Genomic DNA, 12,434 nt, shown 5'->3' with positions numbered 1-12,434 from the left:
CCCCCGAAGACCACGCACTTACGCACACAGCGTGACAGGCTCGTCGGCACCTTTCCGCGAACGGCCGTTCTGGATCTTTCACGCGTCCCGCCTGTGCGGAACAAGTTGCAGACCTCGTGTTGATTGGCTTTGAATTGCATGTATCTCGAATCCGCCAGATTCGACAAGACTGTAGCTGACGCCCTAGCCTCAACCGTAGAGTGGTGGAGCAGTGCATGCACTCACGGAACTCGCAGCTCAGCGATTGGATCCCTATTCGCCGCGACGAGAGCCGGCGGAATGGTGGATAGCACCGAAATTATCAACCCAAGAATGATGGTAGCAAATGCAAACTTCGAGTCCGGGACTGGGACGCCATTCCAGCTAAGGAGCAGATATGATCCGGTCGTGCCGATGAGGGCTCCAGGCACGGCCGCGCATAAACATTCGAGACAGATTAACCCAACAACAAAGCCGCGCGACGCGCCAAGTGCGCGACGTCGCCCGTAATCGCGCCGCCTCAGAACAACGTTTGACATCACGAGCAGCGTGACTAAGAGTCCACCCCCTAAAAGCGCAAGCGACACCGAGACTGAGGTCGAGGTCGCCAGCTCGCTTTGGACGCCCGTACGGAGCAGTTCAACGGCCGCGCTTGATTTAACAGTAACCGCCCTTGCATCATTGGCACCCACTAGAAGCGGAAGTGTTGCGGCAAGGGCCGGAACGTCAGCGGCGCGGGTTGCGACGACGATGATGATCGATGCCAATTCCGTATCGGCTTGCAAACCGCGAACTAATATCAGTGGCTCAAGATCTGCGAGATACGAAGGCGGCGTGATCTTTCCCCCGATGCTGACTTCCTCTCCGGTCGACGTCACGATGAAGCCGCTCGCGGTATCGAATCCCAGCGTTTTCAAAGCCTCTTCGCTGGCCAGGGCCACCGTAGAGGAGGGATTTTGATCTCTCGGTAGCAGATCCTCGCCTGCTGCGTGACTACTCAGCGTCCGCACTGTCACCCGGCGTCCGCCGGGTACTAGGCCGTTCTCGGCATCGACAGCGGCGCCGAATGCGCCGACCCAGCTGACTCCTCTGACTGCTCCGAGGGTATTCGACACGTCCAGTTTCACGCCGGCGTCGTCCCCTAGCGAAAGCACGACTGCTCTGCTCGAGGCTTCGTCCACTTGGGAGATTACTGCAGCCTCTAGTGCCTGAGTGCGGCCAGCTGTCAGTACTAGCGTGGAGGTGGTGGCGGCGACCACCACGATCATCAGGACCAGTAAGACAGTCTTCGAACTGGCCGAACGGAAAGCTTCCCGAATGAATGCGAGGACCCTGGCCATCAGAGACGATAGACCTTGTCCGACGCGGCCGCGAATTGAAGATCATGTGTCGCGACGACGACGGCCGCCCCCTGGTCTGCTGCGAATCGAAGTGCGCCCATCACCTTCTTCGAAGATTCAACGTCCAGATTCCCAGTAGGCTCGTCGGCAACTACTATATCGGGCGATCCGAGTAACGCGCGACAAAGACTGATTCTCTGAGCCTGGCCTCCAGAAATTTCGCCGGGGCGGCGAAGGGGGTCAACGTCGACCCCGAGCCACTCTATAAGGAAAAGTGCCCTGGAGATGGAATCCCGTTGGTTATCACCTCGATAGAGCGCCGATTCAATGATGTTATCAAGAACCGTACGAGAAGAATCGAGCGCGGCGTCCTGGAATACAAAACCATAGCGATGAGCACGACTCCAGGCCTTGCGGCGATCGCTCAGGCTATCTAATTGCAAGCCGTCAACGAGGACATGCCCTGAAGTTGGACTGAGCAGAAGGCCAGCAATATAGAGTAAAGTGGATTTGCCGCTTCCGCTAGGTCCCGTTAGCGCTGTGATTTCACCCGCGTGAAACCTGCCGCTCCAACGAGAATGAACTATTCGCGAAGTACCATACTGAAAATCGATGCCTTGCAGCTCGAGTCGAGCCGTTTTGCCGCTCACTCTGCCTCAGACCCAACTCGGACGATCGTACCCACTTCGACGCCCTCAACTACAGCTTGGCCTCGTGCTGAAGCAATCAATCTGATTTCAACACGATTGCCGTCTGCAACCAAGACATACGTTGATTGATCGACAGTCGATCGAATTGCCGCAATCGGAATTACGATACCGTCCACTTCAGGAACGAGAACGATCCTCGACCGATACGTAGTGGAGCCGTCAATTGGGACAGCATCACACTCCGTTCCACATACCGACGCGCCGTCGGGACCTTCTAGCACGAGAGTTGTAGTGTTGCTGTCGGTTGACGAGGACGAAACGACGGTTGCGGGCCAATCCCTTCCACCAGCGTCAACGGCGGCCGACGCGCCTGTAGGGATCAAAGTCGCCTGCTCAGGAGTTACCGACGCGCTAAACCGTGGACTCACTGAGGTGGCAAATATGGCAGGTTCCCCGCCGGTAAGCAGCGCCCCGCGCGACACCACTCGCTCATCTAACTTTATGCGGGCGGGCAAAACTGGAACAAATATTACGTCGGCTGCTCGAACGACGCCTGTCGGTTCACGACCCTGGGATAGCTGCCAGCGCTTCACCGCGTCCGCAGTAAGTGGTCCAATCTCGCCGTCAACCTTCCCCGAATACATACCCACTTCTTTGAGAAAAGCTTGGAGCTGCCCCACATCGGCGCCCTTCGATCCGAGAGCAAGGTCGCGAAAGGCCGGTATTTCGCCCTGGGCCACGGTGACGTCGTTCAAGTTGACCGAATACAAAACCGCGCCGGCATTCACTGTTTCCCCGTTCTCTATGTCGACCGACGTTACCACTCCCGCAGCGGAGTTGGAACCAACGGCAGCCGATGGCCACGCTGCGGAAACGGATAAGTTCAACGTCGACCCCACGCTTCCCTCAATTGCCGAGACAGTCGAGAAGGTCGCGGGCGGAGTATTAGGGCTCGCATCTGGGATGGTTTGATCGAAGCTCCAGACAGTAATTACGGCGGTTCCTGCGATAGAAGCGACACTCGCGAAGACAAGAGCTAGCACGTCTCGCCGTCGACGTTTCGGGGGACCGTCGCTCCTGCGTGCCGACGATCTCATCACGGAACCGGGGATGGCGTTGATGTTGCGCGGCGAAATGTAATCTCCTGATCGATCTGGAGCTGAGGGTAGCCACCGAGCCATAAACCAGTGGCAGGGTCAGCGATCTGTGCCAGAGCAAGATTGTATCGCTTGCAGATCGCGATCGCTACGTCTCCTTCTGCAACCACGTATCCCTTTATGGAGCCATCGTCGTTCAGCAGTGTAGCGCCTGTGGCGCCGTCCATCGGCCCGGCATCAAGGATGGGCCCGGGCGCAGACGCCGTTGGGGCGATCCCGCCGTCTTCGACTTCATCTTCGGACGGGTTGACGGGTTGAACTGAAGACTCAGTTGGGGAGCTTGCCGGGCTGTGTGCGACAAATTCTTCCGCGGGGGAGCAGCCAACCAAGCCCACGGACAATGCAGCGGCCGGGAGCGCTCCGAAGGTTAAGCCGAGTAAGCGCACTGGTCAGCCCTTCCCCGAAGTGAAGTCGAGAGGCATTGGCGGACAGGACTCGGCCAATTCTTCATACCGATCTTGACTTTCAGGATTTGCAAGGACGTCGTTAAACGGCGACCAGCTTTCAGGCGTGTAGTACGTATCGAGGAACCGATTCAGACTCGGGGCCGCTTCAAGCTGAAGGTCATTGCTCTCAAGGCAGTGTGTCAATTCGTTCGTGAAATACGTATAGAGCTCCGTGAGACGCGACCGCGATAAAGGAGCCGAAAACTCATCATCGAGAGGGTAGGATGCAGAGCATATGTAGGACGCTAGATCATGAGCTTCCTCCTGTCCCTCCGGCACAAAACCACCAATGCCGCCGTTATCTACCTCTTTAGGAAAACCTGCATCGGTCATACACTCGGCTTGGGAAGCTGGCCACTCATCGAGTGAGACCTTTCGCACCACTTCTACAACTGGGCGATCAACCGTCGGGTATTTGGCTCGAAAGTCCGACCAAGCTTGCTCGGTGCCTCCGTAAGATGCAACGGGAACGTCTGAACCCTGCTCCTCGTTCAATTCTGTCGAGTCACCTTGACTGCTGCATCCGGCAACAAGTACGGCGGTGAGAAAAATGGTGGCGGTGGCGTTCAATCGACGCATTCAGTCTCCTGGTCTGCAAGTATTGGAAATGCCAACGGCCCTGTCAATGCTGCCTGCAGGGCCGTTGGGTCAAGCTTACGCCTCGGGTCTCTAGTTCGCGTAGAGACCCTGATCGCGACAGAGCCACGAGGTGACATGGAAAGTTTGAGAGATTGTCGCCCACATGGCGCGATCTTCACCGATCTGGAACCATCGGATGGCACTCACGTTACCGTTGTTATATGTCTTCTCGTAGTAGCCGACGCCGGGACCGATTTGGTGGACCACGGTGCCGGGACCGACAGAACCAGAAGTCGGTTCAACTGAGCCAGAACACCGGGCTTCGCCATAGCGGGCTTCAGCACCATTTGCGGCTGGCGCCAGGTTGGCCACAAGGCCGATCGCCAGGAAGGTGGCGAATACGGCTTTCGAACGTTTCTTCATGCGCTTCCCTAATGTTTTTGCATTTCATGGAATAGATAGTTTCGAGTTCCCGCGCTCCACAACAAACCTAAGTCGCTTTGCTGTTCCGGACCAGTTTTCCCAGGCTGACTTGGGCCAGGGCGGGATCCGATTCATTGATCGCGTTCGACGAATCGTTGCGGTACCCCGTTAGACGGTCACGTCCGGCGCCTAAGGTCTCGCCATGTTATGTCCACCGTCCCTGCAGGGGTTCGAGGTGGCCGCGGGCCGGGCGTGTCGAGCGCCCGCGGCGCTGCGCGCGCAGAACTTCGGTTGGCCGGTAGACCGGCGGTTGCGCCAGGAGCGTCGTTCCAGCCGTGGTGCGGTCGCGCCGGCGCCGCAGGACGAGGACTGAGCTAGTGGTGCGTGTCGTAGATTTCTCGAGACCCTTTTCGAACGCCCATTTCGAGCCCATCAGCCGGCCGAGCAGCGTGGCGAGAACGAGCGTCACGATCGCGAAGAGTGTCACGACCGGCCGGTTCTCGAGCGCCCACGTCAGGTTCCCGCCGGTCCGACCGCCGACGGTACCTCTGAACTCGGGCCAGAAGGCTGCAACGATCGCCACGACGACTCCGAGCACCGCCGCGCAGATCGCGCTGACGAACACGACCGTGGCCGTCTCCCGGAGCGCAGATCGCTTGGAGACAGGACGGTGCCCTTCATGGTCGAAGATGAACGCGATACCTGGGAAGAGCGCGAAAACGTACAGGGCAACGCCCCAGATCGACGTAGGCAACAGGTCCACCTCGGGAGAGAATTGGAATCAGGAGGTTCGAGCATGACGAACGTACAGCCCGGCCAGTGCCGCAGGACGGAACCGCGGCCCACCCAAGAGCGAGGGATCCGGCCCGCCCGCATCCAGTTCCAGCCTGCCCCGCGGCCGGCGTCCTCTCAGATCAAGCCGCCCCCGCCGCCCAAACGATGAGCTAGACAGCGAAGACATCTGACTCTCACAACGAGCTCGGGATCCAGCCCGCGGGAAACCAGCAGAAGCCCGCCGTTCGGCCCGCGTCCGCGAGGATCCAACCTCCTCTTCCGAAGCAGTAGCAACGCGCATCTTGCGTTATGGTGGTACTCGGCTCACTCACAGCTACTGACCACCGAATGTCGATCTTCAGCAGTACGATGACCCCTACCTGAGGAACCGATCCGGTTCCGCTGAGCTACGGTAGAGGTTGTCATGGCAGACACGAAGGTTATTTTCGTTGCGTTCGCGATCGAGGATGAGCGCTCCCGCGACTTCCTCAAGGGCCAGTCCCTGAGCCCTCGCGCGCCATACGAGTTCATCGACATGTCAGTGAAGCAGGCCTACGACTCAGGGTGGAAGGACAAGGTCCGCACCCGCATCAAGCGCTCCCACGGCGTGATCGTCCTCGTGAGCAAGAACTCGCTCACCTCGGTGGGACAGCAGTGGGAGATCGCCTGCGCCAAGGAAGAGGGCAAGCCGATCCTCGGTATCTGGGCCTACACCAACGACCGGACCGCCCTCGCAGGTGTGGCAACGAAGATCTGGAGCGACGCCAACATCAATGCCTTCATCGACTCGCTCTGAATCGATGCGCAAAGCACTGATCGTTGGGATCGATCATTACGACAACCCCGGCTTCCAACAGCTGAGCGGTGCCGTCAACGACGCCTACAACGTCAAGGCCGCGCTCGAGCGAAATGCTGACGGGACTCTCAACTTCCCCACCCCGAACCTTCTCGCGGGGACCGGCCCCGGCTCCACGGTGACCCGGCACGAACTCAAAGATGCTGTGCGGGAACTGTTCGCCGACGACGCCGAGATCGCGTTGCTGTACTTCGCCGGCCACGGCTACATCGAGGACACGGGCGGGTACCTCTGCGCCAGCGACGCCTCCTCCGGCGACGACGGCGTATCACTCGCAGAGGTGATGACCCTAGCCAACATTTCCCCCGCCAAGAACAAGGTCATCATCCTGGACAGCTGCCACAGCGGCGTCGCTGGCAGTCACTCCACCTCCGCATACGCTGAGATCTCCGATGGTGTGACCATCCTCACCGCGTCGACGGCCACTCAGTACGCCTCTGAAACACCGGGCGGTGGGTCAGGCGTCTTCACGAACCTGCTGGTTGACGCACTCTCCGGAGCCGCCGCGAACCTCGTCGGCGACGTCACTCCCGGCAGCGTCTACGCCCACATTGACCAGTCACTCGGCCCCTGGGCACAGCGCCCCGTCTTCAAGACGAACGTGAAGACGTTCATCTCCCTCCGCCAAGCCGAACCGCCTATCGCCTTGAGCGACCTTCAGAAGCTCCGAGAGCTGTTCCCGACGCCGACCACTGTGCTCACCCTCGATCCGAGCTACGAACCGGTCCGGTCCGGAGTCGAAAACCCGCCAGTAGTCGCTCCGGACCCACAAAACATGGCAGCGTTCGCAACGCTGCAGAAGCTCGTCAAGGTCAACCTCGTCCGACCCTCAGGAGCGGAACACATGTGGAACGCAGCGATGGAGAGCAAAGGCTGCGAGTTGACAGTCCTCGGTGAGCACTACTGGAATCTTCTCGACAGCGGGCTGATCTGATGAGCGACGACAGGTCTCTTCGCAAAGCCCTCGAGAGTTCCGAGCTGCTGGAACACCTGGCCGATGCAGAGCATCGCCGGTGGGCTCACTGGCAGCAATACCTCCACGATCAGTGCGAACCTCGGGCGGACGGATCGCTCGTCATCCCTGCGCATCTGGTGGAACGATGGACGACGCAGATCAAAACGCCGTACGCCGATCTCTCACCCGACGAGCAGGAGAGCGATAAGGACCAGGTGCGTCAGTACCTTCCGTTCATCATCGAGGCAGTCGGACCATGACCCCTTACGCCGAGCTCCTGTCAGCGTTCGCGATTTCGCAGTTCGACATGGGGCTTCGCCCGGTGCGGCTCGCGACGAAGTCCTAAAGCTATGGCACCACCCGTTCAGCGCGGAGCCTGGTCTCCTCGCCGCCGCGTCCGCCGCCGTGGCTACCGGCCCCCAGCCGCTGGTCGAATCGGCTAAGGAGACAGCCGGGCTGGCCCCGATTCGCGCCGCACTGGGTGCCCAGACTCCAGAAGAAGGACTCGTCGCGATGATGGCCGCTCAGGAGCTCCTTGCCGGGCTCGCACGCGAGTTCGGATGACCTCGAGCCGCCAGGGACCGACCCGCGATCTGGCAGTCACGTCACTGAGTGATGCAGAAGTAGAACACACCGAGTCGATCGTCGGTAGTCGCCGACCGGCGGAGCGACCTGTTCGACGAGTCTGATGGCGCTCGGGCCGAATCCCGTGCAGACGACACCGGGGTTTCCCGACGCGCGCAGGCCCTGGCTCCCGGGCTCCGTCGTGGTTACCGGACCGACCTCACCGACGTGCTCGCCGTGCAGTTCGACTGCAGCTCACGGAGAGCGACAGCAGGGGCAACCGACACTAGCGGAGTAGCTGTCTGGACATAGATTCCCCCTCGTCGGTGACCGCCCGATTGCGTCGGCACCGAGTGAGCCGTTGAGGACTGGGCGACGATCGAAGGGCCGCGGTACTCGACGTCGACACGTCGTCGTCAGTTTTCGTCGTGCCAGCGAACTCGATGATGTCCGCCTTCGTCTCGGTCGGCAAGCCGAAGTGCTTGATCACGGCAACGGCGAATCCGCTGAGCACCACACCGTTTCCGCACCACCCGGCCTGCCGGGCTAGCCGGCTGGCCGAAAGCCTCGTACGGGTCTCCAAAGTGAAGATCGCCGCAAGCAAGGCCCAGGTACCAGCGACGAAGCCAGACAGCAGCTCCCTACAAGTACTGGCTCATGCGCTGACCGCAGACGCAAGATCCGGAACCTAGCAGAACAACCTCCTGGACTGGATGTCGCGGCCGTCCGCGGCCAGCACACACGAGGACACCCCCGTTTGGGGCCCTGAAAACCAATCCTGGACTAACTCGTCGACACCGGCTATACATGACTAGATGAGCTGCCCTCCGGCTACCTCAGCCGTCGCAACAAGAAAAAGTGGACCGAGGCCCCGTGATCTCCCGAAGACTCTTTATGACTGGCGCCTCCGCTACAACTGTGATTCTGGCGTCCCCGATCACGACTGGCGCTGACAACGCTCACGCCAGCGAAGGCCCTACTGGACCGGCTGAGGCGGTATTCGAACCCGTCCCCGTAGTTGTCAGACAAGTTCTATCCTCCGACCTGTCGGGTGTATTCAGTTATCCGGACTCGTCATACGAGCGGATACGAGTTACGAACCTGCAAACCTTTACTCTCGAATTGACCTATGACAGTCGGTTATTCTCATCACAACCACTTCTGATCGTCGAAGACGATAATATCTATAGTGTGTTCAGCCGTAGTCGAACCAAAACGACGGCCACGACCATAACCTCATACTATGAGGTTACACTTAGCGACTATTCCCCCAGGGTGCTCACCTTCCTGACACCCACGTTCATGCCGCCGGCCTATCCGAATGATGGAACCGACGATCTCTACTCGACCCTGGTAGTTCTGACAGATCAGGCGGGCGTGGAGCTCGCAAGGAAAGAACAACCGCTTGATCCTCAAAAGACCCCGGTTGACGCCTGGGGGGCAGAAATCCAGGTCGAATGGGCACAATTGGATCTTGCATCATCTCGAACTTACAGATATCCATCCGCCGTCACTCTTGTGAGCCTGGGACCCGCACCTGTTCCCGAAGGAACGTCGTTGTCGATCGTGATCGACGACCAATACTTGGAGGACATTCCTCTAATAAGAGTTGGCACACCCACCACTGACCTAGCGTTCATCGTCAAAGAAAACCCAATCGAAACCAGCACATTGCCGAGCGACGTCTGGCCAGACAGCAACTATGGCTGGGACAGTGGGGAGCGAATCGCTACTATTCTGCGTTCCCTCCCTCAAGGTGAGTCAGTGCAATTTACCTTCGAAGCGGTTGGCAAAAACACCGCGGAGGCGAGGTCGATTGTCAACGCGTCGATTCTCCTTGGATCTCCACCTAGCGCAAGCGGCTGGCGCCGCAACCTTCCAGCCGAGGTCACCGATTTGACTCCGTCAGGCCAGCCGAACCTCACCACCTCTACGACGGGAACTACGTAACTACATGTCTGATCCTTGGGTTCTTAAGTCTCAGCAATGGGTCAACGCGACATATAGTGGCGTTCCGGGCTTTGTGCCGGCGCCAACGAACGGCCTCACTGGCTGGGGAACAATGTTCGCCCTTACTCGCGCACTACAGCACGAGCTTGGGATTACTACCCTGTCAGACAGTTTTGGTTCGACAACTCTGTCCACCTTGACCACGAAATTTCCTTCGGTTACGGAGTCAACCACCAACACCAACATAAAGGCGATCGCTCAATGTGCCCTTTGGTGTAAAGGGTACCTCGGAAGTGATTATAAAGAGCAGTTCGGCCCTTGGGACTCAGTCACGAAGGCCAACGTGGTTGCGGCTCGCGTGGATCTCGGCCTGTCGGCACAAGCCATCATCTTTCCGAAGCTCTTCAAGAGCTTACTCACTATGGACGCATACGTTCAAGTGTTTGGTGGAACATCACTGATTCGTTCCATACAACAGTCCTTCAACTCTCGATATATCGGACGTGCGGATTTCTACGTTGTTCCTTGTGACGGGATCTACTCAAGAGACGTACAACGCGGACTGATGTACGCTCTCCAGTACGAGATCGGAATGGCAGATGGAGTTGCAAACGGATCACTGGGGCCCGCTACAAAAATGGGCCTAAGCAGCGCCGCGGCCAACGTCACGCAGGGATCGACAGACTCGACAAAATACTTCGTCCATCTTTTTCAGGCTGCTTTGGTTTTCAACGACTACTCAACCGGGGCGTATGATGGTGTGTTCTCATCTGCAATGACCACGAAGGTCAAGGCATTCCAAACTTTCACCTTACTTAGCCTCTCCGGGCGAGCTGACTTTCCAACGTGGGCGTCGCTACTGGTTTCGACAGGCGATCCCGAGCGGTCGGCGAAAGCTTGCGACTGCATCACCACCATAACGGCCGACCGCGCAGCTACCCTTAAGAGCCTCGGTTACACAACCATCGGTCGATACCTCACAAATACCCCGAATATCCCCGACGCAACCGATAAAAACATTAAACCTGGCGAACTGGCTGTCATCAAATCGGCAGGTATGCGGGTGTTCCCCATCTTCCAAGAAGGCGGAACTGGAGTCGAATTTTTCAATGCCTCCAATGGGCGCAACGCAGCCCGTCGTGCACATGTAGCGGCAAAAAGTTACGGCTTTGCAGAAGACACCGTTATTTACTTCGCCGTAGACTTCGATGCACTAGAAGACGAAGTCTACAGCAATGTCGTTCCGCACTTCCAGGGAATCGCGGCCGCTCTTAAGGAAATCGGTAGCAACTACCTCGTCGGGGTCTATGGTGCACGCAATACTTGTCGCATAGTTAGTGACGCCGAGTTGGCAGATTATAGTTTTGTCAGCGGAATGTCCACTGGCTACAGTGGAAATCTCGGCTTTTCTCTACCCAAGAACTGGGCCTTTGACCAAATCAAGGAATACATGGTCGGTACCGGCGTAGGTGCAATCAACATTGATAAAGACGTCATGAGTGGAATAGACCCAGCTCAGGTTCCGCCGGCTAGTTCGCTCTCTGTAAACTACGAGGTGTTCGCCTACATAGATTCGCTGCAGCAGGCCGCCGTGGACTGGCTGGCTACCGGCGCCGCCGAGCCTGCTGGTACTACTGCCAGTATGCTTGTCATAAACTACCTTCGAGCCGGTGACGACAAATACGTGATCAATCCCCTTTGGACGATCATTGCGGGATCCGTGTCGGCCAAATTCACAACCTACGTAGAATCTTCGAAAAAGATTGCGCGAATTAAGTCAATGATCGAGCCTTCGACACTGGCGTCGGCAGGCAATTCGAGGCTCTACGGTCTAGAGCACTTCGGCGCTGCTGCAAGCGCGGTGGTCTACAACGGTGTACCAACTGTGACTAGTGCAATCGTGAACTTGGGTGATCTCGGCGGTTGGGCAGGAGACCTCATCCAGACGCAGGCTGATTTCACCAAGTTTGGAGCCGGCTATAACGCTGAGGGTTTCTCCAAGGTGTTTATCGGTGCCTTCGAGGAAAGTTACCCGGACAATCATTTCCCCTGGTCAGACCTCTTACAGGACATTGACGCTCTTCTTCTAGGAAATAAGATCCGCCTTTCCCCCACAGCCTCGTTCGCGAGCCTTTTCCGTGCATACTTTGGTACTGGAAGCACAGCGGGTTGGCGTACGCGTTACTCCGCCTTCAAGGCACTTCGATTCGGCTCGAACTACGAGAAGGCCATTCAGATTGCTGGAGCGCCCCTGGTGCAGACGAGCGACGGGACGTTTAATGCCGCACGTACTGCAGTGTTGGCTGCTGAAGGCACTGTTTTTGGAGGAGTTTCAGATCCCGACAAGGCAGGCCTTGCTCGCGGGTTCATCCTCAACCTAGACGGAAGGGTGGCTGCCCAGTGACTTGGGCGGCGTGGACGTTCTCACTAGGTGCAGCTCCTGTATTGATTCTGGTGACGAAGGCGGCTTCGATAGGGTTCAGGGACCAGCAAACTGCCAGTAGATGGGTCTACCGCTTTGGCATCGCGTTCTCTGTGGCGTGTTTAATACTGGCACTGATATGGTGGCTTCAAGCGAGTACTTCGGGGTGGAAATCACCTAGCAACGATGCTGATGATGTTGGTGGACTTGTACCGTGGACGCTTATCTGGAATTTTCTCACTGGGATTACCACATCGTCACTAGTTCATAGTTTTGACAAAATGGCATTCCGACGAAATGCTGTGAGAGGAAGAATTTAGGGGTGAGGGAGTTGGTATT

Annotated in this window: 11 protein-coding genes; 5 read left to right on the top strand and 6 right to left on the bottom strand. The window is 58.0% G+C overall.

The annotated features are described in order from the left end of the window. Positions 1–221 precede the first annotated feature (221 nt). The 6 genes from ACH61_RS16355 to ACH61_RS11100 form a co-directional block, all read right to left on the bottom strand. Positions 222–1,319: an ABC transporter permease gene (locus ACH61_RS16355; RefSeq protein ID WP_082845211.1), complete on the bottom strand. Its 1,098-nt coding sequence runs from the start codon at positions 1,317–1,319 to the stop codon at positions 222–224. Continuing rightward, positions 1,319–1,969, bottom strand: coding sequence for an ABC transporter ATP-binding protein (locus ACH61_RS16350; RefSeq protein ID WP_236713647.1), 651 nt, complete (start codon positions 1,967–1,969; stop codon positions 1,319–1,321). Before ACH61_RS16350 ends, ACH61_RS16355 begins: the two co-directional genes overlap by 1 nt. Then, positions 1,966–2,793 (bottom strand): peptidoglycan-binding domain-containing protein, encoded by an 828-nt coding sequence (locus ACH61_RS16345; protein ID WP_158286145.1) that lies wholly within the window; start codon positions 2,791–2,793, stop codon positions 1,966–1,968. Before ACH61_RS16345 ends, ACH61_RS16350 begins: the two co-directional genes overlap by 4 nt. A gap of 722 nt (positions 2,794–3,515) precedes the next feature. Then, entirely contained in the window at positions 3,516–4,142 is a 627-nt protein-coding gene (locus ACH61_RS16910) for a hypothetical protein (protein ID WP_132505909.1), read from the bottom strand. Between the two features lie 99 nt (positions 4,143–4,241). After that, positions 4,242–4,574 (bottom strand): hypothetical protein, encoded by a 333-nt coding sequence (locus ACH61_RS16905; protein WP_132505906.1) that lies wholly within the window; start codon positions 4,572–4,574, stop codon positions 4,242–4,244. Positions 4,575–4,779: 205 nt separating this feature from the next. Continuing rightward, positions 4,780–5,337 (bottom strand): DUF6338 family protein, encoded by a 558-nt coding sequence (locus tag ACH61_RS11100; RefSeq protein WP_068212089.1) that lies wholly within the window; start codon positions 5,335–5,337, stop codon positions 4,780–4,782. A 435-nt stretch (positions 5,338–5,772) separates the two neighbouring features. Here ACH61_RS11100 and ACH61_RS11095 point away from each other — a divergent pair, with 435 nt between their 5' ends. The 5 genes from ACH61_RS11095 to ACH61_RS16340 all read left to right on the top strand — a co-directional run bounded on the left by ACH61_RS11095 (position 5,773) and on the right by ACH61_RS16340 (position 12,077). Further along, positions 5,773–6,144: a TIR domain-containing protein gene (locus tag ACH61_RS11095; protein ID WP_068212088.1), complete on the top strand. Its 372-nt coding sequence runs from the start codon at positions 5,773–5,775 to the stop codon at positions 6,142–6,144. Between the two features lie 4 nt (positions 6,145–6,148). Next, the gene (locus ACH61_RS11090; protein WP_068212087.1) at positions 6,149–7,138 is read left to right on the top strand and encodes a caspase family protein; all 990 of its coding nucleotides are present in this window, start codon (positions 6,149–6,151) and stop codon (positions 7,136–7,138) included. Further along, positions 7,138–7,419 (top strand): hypothetical protein, encoded by a 282-nt coding sequence (locus ACH61_RS11085; protein ID WP_068212085.1) that lies wholly within the window; start codon positions 7,138–7,140, stop codon positions 7,417–7,419. Before ACH61_RS11090 ends, ACH61_RS11085 begins: the two co-directional genes overlap by 1 nt. Before the next feature lie 1,579 nt (positions 7,420–8,998). Then, positions 8,999–9,673, top strand: a complete 675-nt coding sequence (locus tag ACH61_RS16900; protein ID WP_132505900.1) for a hypothetical protein — start codon at positions 8,999–9,001, stop codon at positions 9,671–9,673. Between the two features lie 4 nt (positions 9,674–9,677). Further along, positions 9,678–12,077 carry a glycoside hydrolase domain-containing protein gene (locus ACH61_RS16340; protein ID WP_082845209.1) on the top strand — a complete coding sequence of 800 codons (2,400 nt, stop codon included), beginning with the start codon at positions 9,678–9,680 and terminating at the stop codon, positions 12,075–12,077. Positions 12,078–12,434 lie beyond the last annotated feature (357 nt).

Origin of the sequence: Rathayibacter tanaceti, assembly GCF_001634385.1 — a bacterium.
Classification (GTDB): Bacteria; Actinomycetota; Actinomycetes; order Actinomycetales; family Microbacteriaceae; genus Rathayibacter; species Rathayibacter tanaceti.
The sequence above is the reverse complement of the archived record's forward strand: the minus strand, read 5'-3'. Positions and strand labels throughout refer to the sequence as shown.